Source organism: Streptomyces sp. SLBN-8D4 (genome assembly GCF_049739545.1).
GTDB lineage: Bacteria > Actinomycetota > Actinomycetes > Streptomycetales > Streptomycetaceae > Streptomyces > Streptomyces canus_C.
This window is the reverse complement of record NZ_JBMGQC010000001.1, coordinates 8,451,901-8,473,326: the sequence shown is the minus strand read 5'-3', so window position 1 is coordinate 8,473,326 and position 21,426 is coordinate 8,451,901. Positions and strand designations below refer to the sequence as shown.

General features: G+C 66.8%; 7 protein-coding genes. 4 read left to right on the top strand and 3 right to left on the bottom strand.

All coding sequences use genetic code 11. The features are described from left to right. The first annotated feature begins 98 nt into the window (after positions 1-98). Complete coding sequence (locus tag RKD20_RS38390) at positions 99-3,629, top strand: indolepyruvate ferredoxin oxidoreductase family protein (protein ID WP_424881712.1); 3,531 nt, start codon at positions 99-101, stop codon at positions 3,627-3,629. Between the two features lie 869 nt (positions 3,630-4,498). Here the strand turns inward: RKD20_RS38390 and RKD20_RS38385 are convergent. Together RKD20_RS38385 and RKD20_RS38380 are read right to left on the bottom strand one after the other, a co-directional pair. Then, positions 4,499-5,188, bottom strand: coding sequence for a hypothetical protein (locus RKD20_RS38385; RefSeq protein WP_424881711.1), 690 nt, complete (start codon positions 5,186-5,188; stop codon positions 4,499-4,501). Positions 5,189-5,380: 192 nt separating this feature from the next. Then, positions 5,381-12,184 carry an RHS repeat domain-containing protein gene (locus tag RKD20_RS38380; RefSeq protein ID WP_424883418.1) on the bottom strand — a complete coding sequence of 2,268 codons (6,804 nt, stop codon included), beginning with the start codon at positions 12,182-12,184 and terminating at the stop codon, positions 5,381-5,383. Between the two features lie 696 nt (positions 12,185-12,880). Between RKD20_RS38380 and RKD20_RS38375 the strand changes: the two genes are divergently transcribed. From RKD20_RS38375 to RKD20_RS38365, 3 genes are all read left to right on the top strand, one after another. Next, positions 12,881-16,219, top strand: a complete 3,339-nt coding sequence (locus RKD20_RS38375; RefSeq protein WP_424881710.1) for a DNRLRE domain-containing protein — start codon at positions 12,881-12,883, stop codon at positions 16,217-16,219. Positions 16,220-16,420: 201 nt separating this feature from the next. After that, positions 16,421-16,678: a hypothetical protein gene (locus RKD20_RS38370; RefSeq protein ID WP_424881709.1), complete on the top strand. Its 258-nt coding sequence runs from the start codon at positions 16,421-16,423 to the stop codon at positions 16,676-16,678. Between the two features lie 592 nt (positions 16,679-17,270). After that, a complete protein-coding gene (locus RKD20_RS38365) occupies positions 17,271-20,663 on the top strand; it encodes a hypothetical protein (protein WP_424881708.1) in 3,393 nt (1,130 codons plus the stop codon). On the opposite strand, the gene RKD20_RS38360 is transcribed toward RKD20_RS38365, so the two are convergent. Next, a complete protein-coding gene (locus tag RKD20_RS38360; RefSeq protein ID WP_424881707.1) occupies positions 20,614-21,240 on the bottom strand; it encodes a transposase in 627 nt (208 codons plus the stop codon). The genes RKD20_RS38365 and RKD20_RS38360 overlap by 50 nt on opposite strands. Positions 21,241-21,426: the final 186 nt, after the last annotated feature.

Below are 21,426 nucleotides of genomic sequence, written 5' to 3'. Positions count from 1 at the left end.
AAATCATCAGCGGGCTGGAGCATACCTGCCCCAGCCCTGAGGTCCGCGGCCGGACGTGGTCGACATACGTGCCACAGATTGTTGTCAGGGAGAGGACGATGACTGCATCCACCACCGAGACCGAGCAGCCGGCCGACCGAGGCTTCCAACTGGACGACCGCTATAGCCGCGAAGACGGCATCGTGCACCTCTCCGGAGTCCAGGCTCTCGTCCGTGTTCTCCTGGACCGGTCCAGGCGTGACCGCCGGAACGGGCTGCACACCGCGACGTTCGTATCGGGGTACGAGGGATCACCACTCGCCGGCTACGACATCGAGTTGGGCCGACGCGGGGCGTTGTTGCACGAGCACGACATCGTCCACAAACCGGGTCTGAACGAGGAGCTCGCCGCGACCGCCGTCATGGGCAGCCAGTTGGCCGGCCAGATCGGCACCTCACGGTGCGACGGCGTCGTGGGCATCTGGTACGGCAAGTCCCCCGGCCTCGACCGCGCCTCCGACGCCCTCCGCCACGCGAACCTGGTGGGCACCGACCCCTCCGGCGGCGCTGTCGCGCTGGTCGGCGACGATCCGGGAGCCAAGTCGTCCAGCGTGCCGTGTGCCAGCGAGGCGACGCTCGCGGGCCTGGCGATCCCGACGCTGTACCCGGCCGACGCCCAGGATGTCCTCGACTTCGGGCTCCACGCACAGCTCCTCTCCCGGTTCAGCGGCCTGTGGTCGGGCCTGAAGATCGCTACCGCGGTGGCGGACGCGGCGTCCACAGCCGTCGTGGCGCGCGATCGCATCACGATCACCGAGGGTGACGCGGGCCCCAGCCCGCACAAGCCGAGCTCGCTGCTCCTGGGCGCCAACCTCATGGCCCTCGAGCGCAGCCTGCACGACATACGTCTCCCCCGCGCCGTGGAATACGCCCGGCTCAACGGCCTCAACCGCGTGGTCCAGCGCGGGCCGTCGGACAGGATCGGCATCCTGACGTCCGGCAAGACCTATCTCGACGTCCGCGAGGCCCTCCGCACCATCGGTCTCACCGACAAGGACCTCGCACGGTACGGCATCGGGATCCTCAAGCTCGGCATGATCTTCCCCCTCGAACGCGACGCCGTCACCGAGTTCGCGGACGGCCTCGACCAGCTGGTCGTCGTCGAGGAGAAGCGGCCCTTCCTCGAAGCCGCCGTCAAGGAGATCCTCTACAGCCGCCCCAACGCCCCGTTCGTCCACGGCAAACAGGACCAGGACGGGCAGTCGCTGTTCAGCCGCTCAGGAGAGCTCGACGCGGACAGCATCGCCACCGGACTGTCCAGGGTGCTCTCACCACTCGGCATCGAAGCCGCCCGCGCCTGGCGTCAGCGGCCCAGGGCCCGTACGGCGTTGTCGCTGCCGCTCCTGGCACGCAGCCCCTACTACTGCTCGGGGTGTCCGCACAACACCTCGACCACCACCGGCGGGGACTCACTGGTCGGCGCTGGGATCGGCTGCCACTCGATGGTCGTGTTCATGGATCCCGCACAGGTCGGCACGGTCGTCGGCATGACCCAGATGGGCGGGGAAGGGGCTCAGTGGATCGGGATGGAGCCGTTCGTCGACGCCGACCACTTCGTGCAGAACATCGGTGACGGCACCTTCATGCATTCGGGCAGCCTGGCCGTCCGGGCGGCGATCGCCGCGGGTGTCAACGTCACGTTCAAGCTGCTCTACAACGGAACGGTCGCCATGACCGGCGGCCAGGACGCCGTCGGCGCCCTGCCGGTCGACCGGCTCGCCGCCACGCTCCTCGACGAAGGCGTCGCCAAGGTGATCATCACGACCGAGGACCGGGCACGCATCTCCCGGGCCCGGCTTCCGAAGTCGGTGAAGATTCTCGACCGAGCCGGGATCGAGGACGCACTGGCGGAACTGAAGGCCACTGCCGGTGTCACCGTCCTCATCCACGACCAGGAATGCGCCGCCGAGAAACGGCGGGCCCGTCGACGTGGCAAGGCCGAGACCCCGACGACGCGAGTCTGGATCAACGAGCGCATCTGCGAAGGCTGCGGCGACTGCGGCCGCAAGTCGAACTGCCTGTCGGTTCACCCGGTCCCGACCGAGTTCGGCCGCAAGACCAGGATCGACCAGTCCTCGTGCAACCTGGACTACTCCTGCCTCGACGGCGACTGCCCCGCGTTCATGACCATCACACCCGCAGGCAAGCCGAAGCGCGCCGAACTTCCCGCCCTGGCCGCCACCGACGTCGCCGACCCGGCACGCACGGCCGGTACCGGCTCCTTCAACATGCGGATCACCGGGATCGGGGGAACCGGCATCATCACCGTCTCGCAGGTGCTGGCGACCGCGGCCGTCATCGACGGCCGCCACGCCCGCAGCCTCGACCAGACCGGCCTCGCCCAGAAGGGCGGCGCCGTCGTCTCCGACATCAAGTTCACTGAACATGTCGTGGAACAAGGCGCCAAGATCTCCGAGGGGCACTGCGACCTCTACCTCGCGTGCGATCCGCTCGTCGCGACCGACCCGAAGTACCTCTCCGTCGCCTCCGCGGACCGCACCGTCGCCGTCATGACCACGACCGAGATACCCACCGGGCAGATGGTGGTCGACACCGCCGTCAGCTTCCCGGCTCCCGATGTCGTGCGCCATGCCGTCGACGACGCGACACGCCAGCTCGTCGCTCTGGACTCCGGCGCACTGGCCACACAGCTCTTCGATGACGAGCAGTACGCCAACATGCTGCTGGTGGGCGCCGCGTACCAGACCGGGCTGCTGCCGATGTCGGCTTCAGCCATCGAAGAGGCCACCGCCCTGAACGGAGTCGCCGTCGAGCGCAACGTGCAGGCCTTCCGGCGCGGCCGCCAGGCGGTCGCCGACCCCGAGGCCCTGAGTGCCGCGCTGGCCGACCCGACGCTCCCGGACGTGGAACTGCGGCTGCCCGCCGAGACCACCGAACTCGTGGCGTTCGTCACCGATGATGAGGAATCGGAGCTGCATCGCCTCATCACCGTGCGTGTGGCCGACCTCATCGACTACCAGGACAGGCGCTACGCCCGCGCCTACGTCGACTTCGTCCAGACGGTGGCGGCCACGGAGCGCACTGCCGCCGACGGCTCGACCGAGCTGACCGAGGCTGTCGCCCGCTGCCTCCACAAGCTCATGGCCTACAAGGACGAGTACGAGGTTGCACGACTCGCCATCGACCCGGCCGTGGACGACCGCATCACCGCGGCATTCGGAAGCGGGAGCCGACGCTCCTACCGTCTGCATCCGCCCGTCCTGCGAACCCTGGGCATGGAAAGGAAGGTCGCTCTCGGAAGCTGGTTCCGCCCGGTCCTCAAACTGCTCCGTGGGCTGCGGCGCGTTCGAGGAACCCGCCTCGATGTGTTCGGACTCCAGCACATGCGACGCATCGAGCGCGATCTCATCGCCGAGTACCGGAAGTCGATCAACACCGCACTCGCTCTCCTGAACGAGGAAAACCTGGCCGAAGTCCGCCGACTCGCGGAACTGCCCGATGCGGTCCGTGGATACGAAGGCGTCAAACTCGCGGCCATTGAGCGCTACCAGGCCGAGCAGGCGCGCATACTCGGCAAGTTGCGGGAGAGCGCGGACCCCGTCCCGACGGAAGCCGGGCAGGGCCGTTGAACTCGATGTGAGGCAGGCCGTCTCGCGGGAGCCATCGGCTCAGGGAGTACGGCCGTCCGGACCGGAGGCTCGCCCACAGGTCCGTTGCCCCGCCCCGGACGCGCGCATGGTGAAACTGCCACCATGCCGGTTCCACAGGGGGGACGCGGTCGGCATGAGTGGCCACTCCAACGAGACGCCCAGTTGGTCGGTTCCGTGATCGCCCGCCGTGCGGCTACTTCATTCCCGTGGTAGCGGTTCCCTTGACGAGGTAGCGCTGGCCGACCAAGAGGAAGACGAAGGCCGGGATCAGTCTGATGTCGACAGGGCTCCTCACCTCTCACAAACAGGGGCAACGCGCCGGAAATACAGGGACCTGCCCTGCGCATGTCTCCTTGCCGTGGGCCACCTGGACCGCACAAGACGCGATCTACAACCTGCGCCAAGTCGTACCACCGGGATGCTCCCGCCATTGATGCTCGACATCCCGATCCGCCTCGCAAGATCCGGACCAGGCGCGGGCCAATTCCGCTCCTCACCAAGCGATTTCATTCATTTCCGCAGGTCAGAAGTACATGTGACCGTGTACCGCCAGCAGACGAAGAACCTCCTGGTGTCGTACTCGCCGAAGAAGCTGGGCTTCTTCTAAAGCCTGAAGTCGGTTGCCTGGAGAGGTCGTTGCGCTCCAGGCAACCCGAGCTGAGCATCCCCAACCTACGGGCCGCCAGCTTCTTCCTCAGCCTGCCGCAGCAGCGACGCCGCTGCGGCAGGCCCTCTACGCGGTCATCGCATCGGCTGGCTCTGAGCCATGTTCACCTCGGAAACCTTTCCGGTCTGCATTGCCTTGAGCGCTCAGAACCCAGCAGCACAGAGGCAGCTGATTTTCCCACTCACATGGCGCTGGCATCCTCCGGGACGTAGCGCACTTCTGGATGGGCGGGATCAAAACGAGGCATGCCAGCAGGAAGCACCGGCGCCAGAACGCGAAATACATCACGCATGGCATCGTCGGAAAAATCCATTAGCGTCTCGGTAGACTGGAGTACCGCACCGCCGGCCGCCAGTGGAATCACCCTGCAGAAAGCGCCGCTGGCGGCAAGTGCGGATACCCCGCCAAGCCTTCTGCACAGCTCGTCCGGGCATACCGTGATCCATGAATAGCCGCGCAGAAATTGCCTTGCTTCATCAACGGAATAACGTGGCCGCCGCTCCAGAACCACGTCAAGATTTGTGTCATCTCCCCACGGACCTGTCACATCAACACGAGCGAATGCAGGATTCACATCATTCAGGCTTGCGACAAGGAAATCTGCAATACCTGAGCAGTAGCCCGGGTCCGCCATCTCGTCATCACCAATTTCGAGCAATACCGAGAGAGACATTTTAGGATGGCGAACTGTAATACTGGAGTTCTTGACGTGCGCTGCCGGCCCGTCTCCGCCCCCTCTAAAGAAGAGCAAGTCCCCTGATTCGGGAGCGCTTGAAAGCTCCCGCTCCATGAATGACCACTTCCGCGAAACCGGCGAATAATCCAACTCGCGGCTCGTTTCATCCCTTTGCGTACACGCGATAGAAGACACTTGGCCGCCCTGCTCCTCTACCTGCCGCAGGCCTGACAGTGGCCCGGCAAGAGCAGCCCTGTACCACCCTGCGACGGAACTCCCGATTCCGCCCGCAGTCAACGTGTCCAGAGATGCGCTTATGAACAGATACATGCCCTAGCCTCACTCCAACGCTTTCCTTCTCTGCCTCCGGCGGAGAAGAGCATACGTTCAGGCAGCCAGCGTGAAGAGGCTGGCTCCCCCAACCGTGACTACAACTTCATACGGCGTCATGAAGATCGTGAGCGTTCCAGCGAGCCCACTGCCCACCATTCCCGCTTCGCTGCCCGTCCACGAGCGCTCCGATGGCGGAGCCGTACTATAGAAGCCCGTGGCCGAAGGTGTGGGCTGCGGCGAGGGCTCCGCCGTCGATCTTGGCGCTGCTGTAGTACCCGGGCCGGGGCTAGGGCTTGGCGTCGCACCCTTCTTATCGTCGTCAGGGTCTGTTCCGTAATATCGCATTCCAGAGAACCCATCTCGAGACCACACGGTCCCCGTCCGCCCTCTCGCCCCATAGGTGAATTTTGCGGGAGCGAGACCGGGTCCTACCTCCACTCTCCTTTGGTCACCCGCATCATCGAGAAGGTCCTGGAGCTTTTGCACGTACCTTGCGAGTTGTTTCGGCCCTCCAACGAAGGCACGCTTACTCTTGTCGACCGCATTTTTATCGCTTTTATCTGGATTCAGGGAAGCGTTCGGCTTGACCTCCCATATGTACACCCTGTCTTTCGTCCAGAGCATGACGTCGGCTCGTCCATCGCTGCCCGAGCCGTCCGCCTTGGCACCAGGGATCTCGTTGGCCGTGTGTCCACCTGTTCCGATGTCCACGGTCACATATGCATCGATATGGTGCTCTTTAGCCCAAGCGAGCGCCAGAGCGCCGGTCATGCAAACCGCGGCGTCATGCGGGCTTGCCTGCACTCCCGCACAGTTCTCAAGGTTCGACTCTCCGTGGTTACGTACGACAGTGCTCGAGGCGTCGTTCGATCCCTCTTCGGTGCCGCCCCCAACATTGGTTTCGCTGGCGCCGCCCTCGTTGATGGATTTGATGTTGTCCCGGCTGCAGCTGGGATGGTCGGGTCCGCAGCTTTCGAGACCAGTGGGGTCGCTCCGTGTGATGGGGTTGTTGTTGGCGTAGGCGTACCCGTTCATCTGAAGCGGGTCGGCGAGATTGAAGATCGGGTCGGCGGAGACGAAGCGGCCGGTGTTCTGGTCGTATTCGCGAGCGCCGAGATGGGTGAGACCGGTATTGGTGTCGTCGATGCCGACGCCGAGGTATGTGTGCTGATTTGGCCAGTTGCTCGGCTTGGTGCCACGCGTCTCGCCGTAGGGCTTGAAGGCGCGGCGGGTGACCGTCTGGTCCTTGCCGAGGTCGACGGCGATGCTGGCGGTGCCGAGCTGGTCGGTCAACAGGCAGCTCAATTTGTGACCGGTGTTCGAACCGTTGGTCGTTCGGACGACGGTCGGGGCGCTGGCCTGGCCATAGATGCGGACGGCGTTGACGGGGGTACCGGAGCCGTCGGTCATGACCTCGGTTTCACCGAGGTAGAGCGTGGTGCCCGTGGAGGAGTGCTGGAGTATGCGGTTGCCGCCGGCGTCGTAGACGTACTGCGTCGAGGTGCCCTCGGCAGTGGCGGTGTCCAGCTTCTCTTCGGCTGTCCAGGTCAGGGACTGGTCCTGGGTGGCGCCAGGACGGGTAATAGTGTTGCCGGCCGCATCGAAAATGTACGACTGAGTGCCGGTGGCGGTGCTGCCCTTTGCGCTAGTAAGAGCGGTGAGGGTGTGTGGCTGGATGAGTGTCGACTGACTCGTACCATTTCCGGTGACGAGCTTGCCGTATCCATATGTGCGCGTGACGTCCTGGGTCGTGTCGAGGCCGCTTGCGGTGGCGTGCTGGGTCTGGCTGAGCCGGTTGCCGATGGCGTCGAAGGTGTATGCGTCCCAGTAACTGGTGCTCGTCCCGGTGGCCACAGCGGTGGCGTCCGGGGCAGCGTTGGCGAGTGACGCCTTCAGGGCGTCGTCGGGTGCCGTGGCGTCCGTCTGGCTATCCGGGGCGTTGGCGACAGGGCCAGCCGAGCGTTGGCCGTCGCTTCTGTAGCCCCAGGTGGTTCCGTTCGCCGACTTGCAGCCCGTACCCCCGGTGCCAGGTGTGATGTTCGAGGTCCAGGCATGGACCAGTTCGCCCATCGCGTCGTAGGTGAAGCACTGGGTGTCCCAGGTGGAGACGGTTGCGGAAGTAGCGTTCTGGGATGCTTCGGACGTCACATTGCCGACCGTGTCGTACGAGTAGCGGGTGTCTGCCAGCCGGTGCGGGCCCGCGGACTCCCGGTCTGTGACCGTACGCTGTAGACGACCGGTGCGGTCGTCGATGAAGTTGGTGGTCCATACCCGGTAGGGCTGTGGACCGGTGGCTGTCCGTAGGGCTTCGCCGTAGGGCGAGTAGCTGACATCCGCGGTGTACCAGGCGAGACCCGAAGTCGATTCAGCCAAGCCATCGCCGTCGTAGCGCGTGATCACTTCTTCCCGCGCGAGGCCGCCGGGAGTGGCGGGGAGAGTGGTGCTGCGTGGCTTACCTGTGGGCGTGTAGGTGTAGGCGTATTCGTAGGTGCCGGCGACGCCCTTGGTGAGCGGGGAAGTGTTGGGGATGACGACTTGGCGGCTCGTGACGCGGTAGTCGGCGTCGTAGCCGGTGATGCGGTTGACGTAGTCGCCACTGGGGTCATGTCGGGTGGTCGCGGCCAGCATGCCGTTCGCACCGGGCAGGGTGTCGTACTCCCATTCACGGGTCGGTGTCGCGGACTCGCTGCCTTCACGTGTGGCCTTGACCCGGCCGATCGCGTCGTATTCCGTGTAGACGGACCTTTCACGCGCGTCGACGGCTTCCGTCCGGCGGTCGAGGTCGTCGAAGCGGAAGGATGAATGCCCGGTGTCGGGGTCGTAGGAGTCAGTGAGCCGACCACGGGCGTCGTAGACGTAACTCCAGATGTTGCCCGCCTCGTCGGTGACCTTCTTACGGTTGCCGCGGGGGTCGTACTCGTAGACGGTGTCCCGCCACTGGCTCAGGTCGGACTTGGTGTAGTGCTGGACGCGAATGACGCGACCGAAGGCATCCATCCAGGTCTTGGTCGCGGGTGTGGCGCCTCCGGCGGGCTTGGCGATGACGTAATCGTCGCCGTACACACTGGAGCTGGCGTAGACAGCCGTGCCGCTCTGGACCGTGGTGGCCTTGACAGGACGTTCCAGACCGTCATAGGTCATGGCGCTCCCGCTCGGGACGAGCGTGTCACTCTTCGGCTTGAACTGTTCCGCCTGCGGTTCGCCCTGAGCCAGGTAGGGGTTGTTGGTCTGGGATACCAGGCCGTGATCGTTGTACTTGGTGTCCGTGATGACTCGGCCTGGACCGTGGGCCGGGCTCTGGGTCTGAATGGGCCGCAACATGCCGTCGTAGAGGGTGATTTCCTTGTCGTAGCCTCCGTCGTCACGCAAGGTCTGCACGGTCACAGCGGTGGGCCTGCTGCCGGAGGTGATCTGGTAGGAGATCTGGACGTCCGGGTCCTGGTTTCCGGAGGAATGGGACGGCATCCAGCCCTTCACCAGGCGGCCGAAGGCATCGAACTCGCTGCTGGTGACGTGGCCGTTGGTGTCGGTGCGTGTCAGCACCAGGCCCCGGCCCGGGTCAAGGTCGGTCGTGACCTTGTGCCCGAGGCCGTCGAAGACCTTCATCGACGTGACGGGACCGCCCGTGTCTCCTGGCGTGTACTCGGTCCGGGAGACCAGTTCGTTCTTGGCGTTGGTGACGGTGCGAATACGGCCGAGCGGGTCGTAGGTGTTCAGCGCACTGCGGATCCAGCCGACACCGTCGGCCGCGTTGGTCTGCTCGGTGGTGACAAGCCCAGCAGTCGGGGGATCGCCCCAGGCCTTGTTGTCATAAGCGTCCCGTACAGCGGAGATCAACTGGTCCGTGGTGGCCGTTGCCGCACCGGCGCAGGAGGTGGCGGTAGTGCGGACTTGTTTGGGCAGGCCGATGATGTTGGCGTCGTCGTTGTTCGCATAGTCAGTCTTGGCGCAGGTGTAGTTGCTGTGTTTCTCGGTCCCGCTGCTGTCGGGCTGGACGACGGAGGTTTCGACGGCGAGTGGCAGGCCGTGATCCGGGTCCCTGCTGATGGTCTCGGTGCGTACGGATCGCCAGCTGGAGCCGACCGTCTGCACCGCGTCGCTGCGCTTCGTCCAGACACGGAAGGCGAGGAGGGGGCCAAGCCCACCGTCACGGGCGCGTGAAGCAGTCTGCTGAGAGTCGGGGAAGGTGAGGGTGCGCTTGACCGGCTTGGCATTGTCGGCGCTGCTGTCGTACGTGAGTGTCTCGGCGGCCAGACCCGTGAACTCCGGGCGGTCCTCGCCGAGTTCGATTGTTTTGTTGGAGTCCTTCAGCGTGCCGCCCCCGCCACGGAAGTAGCGTGTTACGGACTTGGACTGCGTCTGGGGTACGTCTGGGCCTGAGGTGGCATCGCCCTTGAGGGTGGTGACCTCCTGGTAGCCGCGCCACACGTTGTAGGTGCGCAGGTCCGGCTTGCTGAACTCGTCGTCGTCCTTGCCCCAGCCTGCGTTGTCATAGCCGTAGGACGTGGTGATGTCCTTGCCGTTGGAGGAGACCTTGTCGTGCCGGTGGACGGAGGAGACGACGTACTTGTTGAACCAGGCGAGGGCGGGCTTCTTCTCATCTCCGTCCGGGGACCAGCGGACGGGGAAGCAGGTGCCGTGGTTGTTCTCGGGAGCGACCGACGGCTCGGTCTTGCATCCGCCGGTGTAGGTCACCTCGATGTCCTCGCCCGCCTCGGTGGTGATCGTGCCGATGCGCGGCCGGGTGAAGCCGGGGCGTGCATCGCCGCTGTAGCGGGGAACGAGGTTGGGCAGGTACTTGTCGGTCAGGTAGTCGCCGAGCGGGTCGTCCGCGTCGACCAAGTATGCGGAGAAGGTCACCGGGGGCAGCTTGGAGCCCTTGGTGTCGCCGGGTCCATAGGCGTAGTGCGTGATGGAGTTCAGCCACAGGCTCGGAGACGTGTTGTACCAGTCGCGCGGGAAGGACTGGTCGAGATCGTATCTGTCGACGGTGGCGAGGCCGCTCACTCCGGGGCGTGCGGCCTCGGTGCTGACGGCGTCCAGGCGCATGCGGGTCCAGAAGGACGGGAAGGCGGGGCACATCTTCGAGTCGGACTTGCAGTTGAGGTTGCCCGGGCTGTCCCACCATGGGCGGTAGGCGGCCGGGTCCTTGGTCTTGTCAAAGTTGGCGGGATCGCACGCCGTGTCGCTGGCGAGGCAGCGCTCCTTGACGTCGAAGACGACCCGCGCAGCCGGGCTGGTCAGACTGTTGGGCCGCAAACCGTACTCGATGCTGGTCGGGTAGCCGCCGCGGACGTACTTCACCGGGCTTTTGAACTTCTTGTTCGCGGCGTAGTAGTTGGTCTCCTGCTGCCAGTTGACGATCATCGTGTTGCCGCTGGTGTCCACGACCTTGTCCAGACCCCACTGCCAGGCCTGTGTACAGCGAGAGGCCGCGAACGTGTCCTTGTGGCACGGCTCGTCGGGGTGGTTGCCGTAGACGGGGGCGGTGAATACGGAGTGAGTGTCCGCGTGCGAGCCGCCCACCTGGTTCAGGCCGTAGTAGTACTTGGCGCCGTCGGAGGTGGTGACGGTCCAGTACGAGTGGCTGTCATCCTCGTTGTCACCGGCGGCATGCAGTTCGACCCGAGTTCCGTCGTCGCTCTGAGGCCGGTAGGTGTTGGTGGTTCCGACCCGGACGAGTTCGGTGGTACGACCGTTGAGGGACATCACTGCGTTGTACGACGCCCAGCACAGGTCCGAGGTCTTGTCCTTCTTGGCTGTGTTGTTCGGTGTCTTGCCGCCAACGTCCTTGGTGTCGTCCTGGCAGGACCGGTAGCGGCGCTCGATGTGTCCTGGGTCGTAGCTCCAGCCTTCACCGATCCATGAGGCTTGCGGCGAGGAAACGGCGGTCTTTCCGTCCACTGCCTGGGAGTTGTACCCGAACGAGACCTGAGGCGTCGGGCCGGCCGGTGCGGGCGGAACCTGCACCGGATACGAGTAGGAGAACGCTCCCGACGAACCGCCCGCCTCCCATTTACCCGAAGCGGCGAGCGGCGTCGCCTTGAAGGTGCCACTGGCTCCCGCCCCGGAGTCGACGGCCGCTACGACGGCCTTGTCGCCGGTGGCCGCGATGGGCTGCGCGTACGAGGCCTGGACGGCCCCTGACGAGCCGCCTGTGGACTCACCGCTCGTCGAGGCCTGGCTTACAGTGCCGTCGGCGGCGGTGTCCACTGTCGCCGAAACCGTCTTGGCAGCCGAGTCGTTGACGGTTTCCAGCTCCTGGTACGCGTCGCACCCCTCGGCGTCGGGGGTGCTCAGATAGCACTCGGGGAACTGGACGAACTTCAGCCGGGACGCCCAGTCGGCGCCGTAGAGGTTCTGGAACTGGGAGTAGTCCAGCTGGACGTCGATGGGCACGGAACCGGTGGCCGGGGCAGTGACCGTCATCAGGGCACCGTCGAGTCCACTTGCCAGGGCGTCGGACCGGTCGTACAGCTTCACCTGCCAAGTCCCGGTCGGTGCCGGTGATTCGGCGGCCTGGGCGAGCTTGACCGGCAGCGTCCCCGCTTGAGTACCGGTGGCTGCGGAAAGCGCATGGGCCACTGACACAGGCGTCGCGCTAGTGGAGGCCGTCGTGGCCGAGCCAGTCGTCGCCGACGTGCTGAAGACGACCGAACCCGTGTCACCGACAGGGACCACGACGGTCTCCTCCGGAGGCGATTGGGAATGCACCGGCGCCCGGAAGGCCATTCCAGTACGGGAGACCGGCTGTGCGGTGCCGGAGGTCAGCGCGTCTTGCTGCAGATCCTCCAACTCAACCCCGCTGCGATCGGGGTCCGGCGGAACCGCCAACGCTTGTGTCGGCAGCAGCGTCACCAACAGGGACGCACCCAAAACTGACACGACCATGCCACGCCATGGCGTCCGCCGGTTCATCGCGAGTCCCCCCACACACTTTGATCAGGTCGCGATGATTCTGTGTGAGGCGCGTGAACGATGAACAGATCAACAAAGTTCAAGTGATGATCGTCACATGCTCAATTAAACGGAAGATATGGCGATGAGTCTTATCCGCTGATGAGTCATCACAAATGATGGCCGCATAGGACGTTTATAGCTTGATGGTGCGTCATTGTTCGTTCTCGCAACACACGTCGCATCTCTGCCGCCTTTACGCGTAGTTGCGGAGGTAATGCCCGGAATCCTGATCCCGGCAAGGGCAGCGCCCTGGCTGTTGTCTCTGACTGAGGTCACGTGTGGACACGCAGGGCACCACTCCTTCGCCGCGCTCCACCCCGATACCAAGGTGATGACGTAATCCGGGTCCTGAGCCATGATCTGCTCCCGATATCCGCGCGCCGAGCCGTGCCGACAGGTGCTGGTCCAGGGGCGGAGGGGGGACTCCTGCACATGTCCATCACATGGCGCCGCCGACCACAGCGCCTTACAGTCGCCGTCACCACCGTGGCCGCCGTCCTCGTGGGCGGTCTCACGTATGCGGGCCTTGACGGTTCCGACCGGGATCGTGCTCCGGCACCGCTTGGGGAGCACGCCGCCCAGCAGCCCTCTCTGATGAGCGAGGCCGATGCCGTCGCCAGTGCCGCCAGGGCCGATAAGCGGGTCGAGGCCACGGCGCTGCGCACCGCTTACTCGACCACCTGGGCCGAGCCCGATGGTTCCCTTCACCGCCGCATCCACGCCAGCCCGATCCGGGCGAAGGTGGACGGCAGCTGGAAGCCGATCGACCCCACCCTTGCCCGCACAAAGGGCGGCTGGTCACCAAAGGCGACCAACACCCAGGTGATCTTTTCCGCCGGCACTCACAGCACCCACTCCGGCCGGACATCCCGTTCACAGACGTCCCGTACACAGCTGACCTCGGGCACCACCACCGAGGACGAAGCGACGACGGGCAACCCTCTCGTCACCCTCTCGACGGGTGGACACGACGTGGTCCTGACCTGGCCCGGCGAGATCCCCGAGCCAGTAATCGACGGTTCCCGGGCTCTCTATCCGGAGATCGTTCCCGGCGTGGACCTGGTCCTGGTGGCGGACGACGGCGGCTTCGCCCAGCTGCTGGTGGTGAAGAACCGTGCCGCTGCTGACAATCCGCGTCTGGCCCAACTGGCGTACGGGCTCTCCTCGCCCGACCTGTCCTTCGCTCTCGATCCCCAAAGCCGCATCCTCCACGCGCGAGACGAGACCGGCAAGGACGTCGCACTGTCCCCCACTCCCCTGATGTGGGACTCCGCGGGACACCCTGCGACCACACACGGCACCACCGACAGCGGGCCGACGCCCAGCGCGAGCGAGGACGACCCAGCGGACGGCGATTCCACAACCGAGGAGACTCCAGAGGAGGAATCCTCGTCTTCTCCGTCGACCACGGCACCGGAAACCCCGGCGCCGGCGGATGGCGAGCGCTCGGACCCCTATCCCGAAACACGGCCAGCCGCGACCGACGAAGCTCCAGCCCCCTCCGCCCCCGACAGCCCCGACACCGGCACGCCGACCCCGCTCGCCGAGCCGACTTCGACCCCGGCCCACACCGGCACCGCCGCGACGCTCGACCTGCCCGGTCTCAGCGGCCCCCAACCCGATTCCCACGGAACCCTCGTCGGTGCCGCCCTGGGCGGCCACACCTGGACTCTGACGCCGAGCCAGAAAATGCTCACCGACGACGACACCGTCTACCCGGTCTTCATAGATCCGCCGTTCGAGAAGCACACCAACGACTGGACCACCGCCTACAGCCTCTGGCCGAAGGCCAAGTTCTACAACGGCAAGGGTTTCAACTCCGGTACGCACGAAGCCCGTGTCGGCTTCGAATCCGACACCTGGGGAACCTCCCGCTCCTTCTTCACCATCGACTGGGATCCCAAGCTGAAGGGCGCCAAGGTGTACAGCGCCACCCTGCACGCGCGCGAGACCTACTCGTGGTCCTGCGACGGGCGCGTCGTCGAGGTGTATCGGACCGGTGCCATAGACGGCGACACCTCGTGGTCGAATCAGCCGAAGTGGTACGAGGAGCTGGATTCCAAGGACGTCGCGCACGGCTACCGTTCGTCACGCTGCCCCGACGACTACGTGGACTTCGATGTCAAGGACGCCGCTGTCCAGGCCGTCGACGGCGGCTGGGACACCCTCACCCTGGGCCTTCGCGCACACAACGAAAACGACCAGTTCGCGTGGAAGAAGTTCCAGGCCGACGGCGGCGACGACCCGTACGTGGATCTCGACTACAACCGGCCACCCAAGGAGCCCACCAACCTCGACATGGATCCCGACTTGTACTGCGACACGACCGCGGACAAGGACGGCAAATACGTCACCGTCGGCAAGACGGCCATCACCCTCTATGCCAGCGCCAGCGACCCTGACGGCAACCTGTCGAAGATCCACTTCGACCTATGGCCCACAGGTGACGGAGACCATCCCATCACCCACCCCGACATCTCCGTCGGCGGCGACGGAGGGTCCAAAGCTCGAGTCCACACGGACGAGATCCCCGCTTCGAAGTTCGTGAACGGCAAGACCTATTCCTGGCAGGCTCGCTCGATCGACAAGAGAGGCTCCTCCTCGACGAACGCACCCAAGGGCGACGTACCGTGCCGCTTCACCTTCGACGGCACACCGCCCCAATCGCCCAAGGTCACCTCTACCGACTTCCCGGACGCCGACGCCAACCACGACGGCGACACCGACGACAACGGCGACAGCGCCTGGAGCGGCAAGAAGTTCGGCACCGCCGGCGGCTTCAGCTTCAAGAGCTCCAGCGACGCAGTGCGTTTCGAGTACGGCTTCAACGGTTCCTACGACCTGCCGCCGGTCACGCGCAAACTCACCGACTCCACCACCGTGACCGTCAGCGGCGTCAAACCGCCGGAGGCCGGACCGAACCTGCTGTATGTCCGCGCCGTGGACAGCGCGGGGAACGTGTCTCAGCCCAGCAAATACTTCTTCTATGTCACGCCCCGCGACACCGCTGACGCACCCGGAGACGCGACCGGCGACAAGCTGCCCGACGTGTTCGTCATCGACGGCAACAGCGATCTTCGGCTCTACCCGTCCGAGGCGACCACTGACCTCACCAAGGGCACCGGTGACCTGCACATCTCCATGCCCGGCGCGTACCGCAACAACCCTGACCGGGACCCGAACGATCCGGACGAGCCGAAATACTCGCCCCTGCCGACGGGCTACTGGAAGGACGCCCTGATCACCCACCTCGGTGACAGCTACCACGGCGACGGGGTCCAGGACCTCGTAGCCCGCCTGGGCGGCAAGCTCTGGCTCTACCCCGGCGACGGCTACGGCGCAGTCAACGTCGACCGGCGCCAGGAGATCTACCTGCCGTCCACCGCCCCCGACCCGGCCTCGTACAGCCAGATCGTGGCCACCGGTGACATCACTGCCGACGGCAACCCGGATCTGTTCGTGGTAACTACCGATGGCCAGCTCTGGGTGTTCTCCGGCTACGAAGGCGGCTCCTACAAGTCGGCCAGCATGCTTGCCTCGTCGGCATGGACCGACCGCGACCTCGTCAGCGTCCAGGACATCAGCGGGGACAACGTCGCCGACCTGCTGTACCGCACCAACGCCAGCGGCCGCCTGCTGCTCCGCACGGGCAAAGCGGCTACGAGTGGCGGAGGCGTCGACCTGAACTCACTGGCTTCCGCGGCGGCTTCTGCGGGTGGCAAGGACGGTGAGTACGCAGCGTCCGGCTGGTACCGCACCGACATCCGGCTGTTCCGTGGCACACCGGATGTCAACGGAGACAAGATTCCGGACATCTGGGCACTCATGGCCGACGGTTCGGCCCGCTTCTATCCCGGAGGCCGCAGCACGGTCGGCACACCCTCCACCGTCATCGGCTCCGGAAGCTGGACGTACAAGCAAGCTCTAGGCTGACCTGGAGGCCGCCAGGCCACCCAGCAGCGCACAGCGACACGCAGGGCCTTCTGGCGGGGAAAAGGGGTGGCGCCCCCGTTCCCCGCCAGGAGGCCCTGTGTCGCCTCGGCGCAGGATCCCGGAACCGTCACCGCCGGTCGACGGTTCGACGGTTCGACGACGCTGTCTACTTGCAGTGCGGGTTGTGGGCACGCTGGTCGTATGACGAGCCTTTTGGCGGACGGCCGGTTGGCCTGCGGCTGTGGTGAAGATCAGATTCCCTGGATGCTGGCGAAATTCGGGTTCCTGGGGCTGGCGGGGCTGGTTCTGACGGTTCTGGTCGTGATGACTCTGGCGGGGTGGTTGATGGCCTCGACGGTGTCGCTGGTCGTGCGGTGGCGGCATCCACCGGTGACGGTCGAGGAAACTCCACCTGGCTCTCTGGACGGTTTCACCTGGCGGACCGACGAGCCCCGCTAGGGTGCGGTCCGTGACCGCCGAGACGTCGGGGGTGGTCGCCGAAGGCCGACAGGCGACCGACTTCATCAACGGCCTGCACGGGGTCGCCTGGACATCTGAACCTGCCGACCCGTGCTCGGCAAACGGGGGAGGTCCCCGGCGGAATCCAGCTCGTCGCACTGCCGATCACAGCGGCGGTCCGAGGAGGCCTCGCCCAGCAGCAACACCTTGCGCCGAGACGGACCAAGATCCGGACCATTTCCGGACCAGACCCCTACAGTGAGCCGCACCAACTGCTGTTTCCCCTGGTCAGCTTTGGTGCAACTGCTGTACCACCAGCAGACGAAGAACCTTCTTGTTTCGTACAGCCCGAAGAAACTCGGGTTCTTCTAGAGCCTGAAGTCGGTTGCCTGGAGACTCCGTTCCACTCCAGGCAACCCGACGCGATATCCACTCAGGCGCTCCGAGCCGAAGGCTCCTCCCCCCTGCCTGACCGAGCCTGCACAGGCCGCCACAGAGCCCGTACAGACAGCCACGCAGCCTGCCGCACAACGACCCCCGCCCCGCCGAAATACGCAGGCGCCACCCCCGTCCGCCAGGCAGAATCGCCCTCATGTTCCAGCGCGCCGAACACCTGCTCACAGCCGTCGACCGGCTCTCCTACCCCCACCGCATGCGTGAGCTGGCCTCCGCTGCCCGGCGCGCCGCGGCAAAGGGGGCGGTCGACGAGCTTGTGACCGGGCTCGCCGCCCACGGCGTCCACGGGCGGCGGCTCGCCGCCACCGTGGCGGACATGGTGCGCCACGACGCGTATCTGCAGGGCTGCCTCGCGGACCCCGACCGCCTCGTCCGCGCCCCCGCGATCAGGGCGCTGCTGCAGGGGCGGCTCACGGACGCCACCGTGATCGAGGCCATCGAGGACGCACCCGCCGCCGTACGGCAGCAGCTCGTGCACGCCATCGCCGTGGCGGGGCGTACCGGCCTCGCCGAGGCGCTGGTCGAGCCGACGTACCGGCGATGGGGCGCCGCAGCCGCCGCGGAACTGCTCGCCTCCTGCACGGCGGAGACCGCCGCCCGGCTGCTGCCCCGTCTGTTCCGCGGACTGAGCTCCTACCGGCTGCTCGCCGCCCGCCATCCCTCTCTGGTGCTCGCCGAGATGGAGCGGCAGCTCGACACCCTCCCCGCCGTCGTACGGGACGGCTGGCTGGCGTCCCACGCGGACGCGCTCGCGCTCCTCGCCGAACGGGATCCGCGCGGCGTGCTGGCTGTGCTCGAGCGTTACGAGACGCTGCCGATGCCCGTGGACCGGAAGCTGCACCTCCTGGTCGAGGCGGATCCCGGCCGCACGGCGCGGCTGCTGCTCCGCCCGAAGCTGCGGTCCCGGCTGAACAGCGGCCACCTCGAACCCGCCGTGCTGCGCCGCCTCGTCCGCCACGCCCCACCGGAACTCACCGACCTCGCCCGTGCCTGGAGCGACAACGCAGCCGCTCTCGCCCGGCTGCTGGCCTGCCTGCCGCCCTCCCGCCGCGGCGCCCTGTTCGACGCGGCGATGGAGGGTAAGGACCTCGCCCAAGCGGACCTCAGCCCCGCCCTGCTCGACGTACTGCCGTACGAGCGGCGCACTGCCGAGGCTCGGCGGATGGCGACGCTGGCCCGCGGCAGGGGCGCGCACTGGACGCAGATACTGACGGCAGCCGCCTATCTGCCGCCGGACGAGGTCCGTGACGACCTGCTCACCGCCGTCCGCCGCTCCGCCGCGGACGACCGCGCCACGGCGTACCCACTGCTCGTCCGCAACGCAGCACGCTCCCGCGACCCGCAGGAAGTGAGCCGGTTGCTGCGTGTGCTGCTGCGGCTGCGCAATGAACAGGACCCGGTCCGCAGCGCCGCCCTCTCCGCACTGGCGGAGGTGCGCCCTTCGCTGTTCGCGGAGGACGCCGCCGAGGACCTCGGACGAATCGCCGTCGACGCCGTCGAAGCCCGCGACTCCTCCTGGAGCACCTGTCACGCGCTCAGCACGCTCGCCTTGTCCGTGCTGCGCGAGCACGCCGTCACGGGTGGCACGCGGCTCGTCGGCTGGGCCCTCGACACCCTCACCCGGCTGTCCGGCCACACCGGCGGCGCGAACGTCGGCCGCCTCGACATCGTGTTGCGGCGCGGCCAGGAGTACGAGGTGCTGGCGGCGCTGAGGCCGTGGCTGGAGGCCGCCACCGACAAGGCCGACTACTCGCTGGTCTTCGCACTCGTACGAGCACTCGGGCGGCGCGCGTGGGGGATGGCAGAACTCCAGGAGTACCTGTGGCAGGCCGTTCAGTTCGGCAACGACGCGTCCGTCCGCACCGCCGTCGACCTTTGGCTGGAGCAGCCGAAGGGGCGCGACGAGCGGGTGGAGCGGATCGTGCGGCTGGAGCCGTCCGCCGCCGTCCTGCCGTCCGTTCTGAGAGTCCTGACGGGCCGGCGTACGGACCTACTCGACCCGGTGCTGGCCGACACCCCACCATACGGCCGCTTCCTGACCGCCCGCAGTCACTGGACGCCACCCACCTACCGGGCCCACCGCTGGGTGCCGCGCCAGCAGCGAGCGGCGGCGGAGCTGCTTGAGCGCACGGCGGGCGACGCGGGGCAGCCGGTGCATGTGCGCGTCCAGGCCCTCTCGGCGGCGGCAGTGATCCCGGAGGCGGACCTGGAAGTCGTCCGCCGCTACACGGGATCGTCGAACGTCCCGCTGGCGGAGGCGGCCCTCGGCGCACTGCCGTGGACCGACCGCCCCGACGAGGTGCTGCCGCTGCTGCTGGAGCACGCGGGCGGCGACCGCGCCCGGGTCGCGGTCGCCGCGGCGACGCGGGCCGCGCAGTACGTCGCGCCGTCGCGGCTGGCCACGGAACTCCGCAGGCTGCTCACGCCGAAGGAGCCGCGGACGGTGAAGGTCACCAGCCGCAAGGAGGCGGTGCGCCTCGCGGCGACGATGCTGCCCCCGGCGCAGGCGGCGCCGCTGCTGCGGGAAGCGTTCGAGCTGCCCGGGCAGCACCACGACGTGCAGTCGGTGTGCGTCGCGTTTGCCCGGGGGATGCTGGCGGAGCCGGCCAGCTGGCCCGTGCTGGAGTCGGCCGCGCAGGGACGCACGGAGCTCCGCCAGGAGCTGGCACGGGCGGCCGTGGCCGAGGTGGACGAGGAGCATCGGGCCAGGTACGCAGGGCTGCTGTACCGCGCCTGCGAGCCGCTCGAACCGGAAACGGCTGCGGCGCTGTTCCCAGCACTGGCGGAATGGGCACCGTGGCAGCCGGAGATCGCCGAGATGCTGGTGGCCGCCACCACTGACCTTGCCGATCGGGCGGTGTGGGCGATGGCCGGGCAGGAGCTGGTGGAGCTCGCGGCGGACGACGACGGCCCGTACCTTCGGGCCCTGCGGGCGATGCTGGAAGCCACAGGAGACCCGGACCAGCCCGACGCCGAGCCCGAACGCGACCGGCCGGCCCGGCAGCGGGCCGCGAGCCTGCTGCACCACCTCCTGCTCCACCATCGCCACCGGGGCGGGGGCCGGCCGACGGCGGACGTACTGCTGCGCGCCGCCGACACCGCCGCCCGGCACGAGGATTTCGCACGCTCCGTCGCCGAACTCCGGCTGTACGCCCTCGAACTGAACAAGGACGCCACCGCGTTGTCGTCGAGCCTGCGCCGATTGGCTGCCGACTGCGAAGGACGTCCGCTGCTCGCCCGGGACATCGCCGAAGGACTCAGCTCGCGGCTCAGCGCGATCAGCGGCCCCGCGCCAGCCGCGTGGTTGGAGACCGCCCGCACGCTGGGTGCGGAACCGGGCCTGGCACAGGGCCTGTTCTCCATCAGGCTCACCGTCTCCGGCGGCAGCCGCTCTCGGTGGACGGAGCCGTGGCGCGGCCGGCTCCGCACCCTGCGCCGGCACGCACACCCCGACGTCCGCGCGTCGGCACGCGAGACGGTCACGGCACGGGAGGCGCCGCCGTCGGTCCCAGGGACGATCCAGTGGTGACCGGGTACTGGCCCGCGCTGTCCGACCAGGTGGAAGACCTCCGGGGCAGCGTAGCTTTTGAGGCAACGGACGATTTGCGCCGGGTCTTGCCCTCCTTGATCCGGCGCTCGTAGTAGTCCTGAGTGCGCGGATCGACCCGTAGACGGGTGAACACGATGCGGTGGAGCGCGGCATTTGCCTGACGGTCGCCACCACGGTTGAGGCGACGGAACTGCCGGCGTCCCGAGGAGCGCTGGACAGGACTGACCCCGCACAGGGCGGCGAAGGACGCCTCACTGTCCGGGCGTTCCGGGTTGTCCCCCACCGTGATCAGCAAAGCGACCGCCCTGTCCGGTCCGATCCTCACCACGTCGAGCAGCTGCGGGGCATGACATTCCACGAGCAGGACCAGACGAGCGTACACATTGCGGATCTCCTCGGAGAGCTGTCCGATCCGGTGAGCCAGCAGATCCAGCGCGATCCGAGTGGCCTGCAGCACAGACTCCTTGCCGACCTCCTCGCGACCGCTGACGTAGGTGAACCGCGCGCAGGTGCGGAAGAGTTCGGCATTGCCCAGTCCGGCCAGATCTTCCCGCAAGGCGTAGTCGGCAGTGATGAGGACGGACTTGAGCTGGTTGATGGCCTGGGTGCGGGCTTTGACGGCTGTGTATGTGCTTGCTCACCTGCCGTAGCCCCCACACAGGTCACCCACTCGACGCACTCCGCGCCGATCACCTCGTGCTTGGACCTCTTTCTCGCCGCGTAACCAGAATTGGGCAGCAGG

Bases quoted from the DNA above. Each gene is read 5' to 3' on its own strand.
- RKD20_RS38390 (WP_424881712.1), top strand. From the start codon at position 99: ATGACTGCATCCACCACCGAGACCGAGCAGCCGGCCGACCGAGGCTTC.
- RKD20_RS38375 (WP_424881710.1), top strand. From the start codon at position 12,881: ATGAGCGAGGCCGATGCCGTCGCCAGTGCCGCCAGGGCCGATAAGCGG.
- RKD20_RS38370 (WP_424881709.1), top strand. From the start codon at position 16,421: ATGACGAGCCTTTTGGCGGACGGCCGGTTGGCCTGCGGCTGTGGTGAA.
- RKD20_RS38365 (WP_424881708.1), top strand. From the start codon at position 17,271: ATGTTCCAGCGCGCCGAACACCTGCTCACAGCCGTCGACCGGCTCTCC.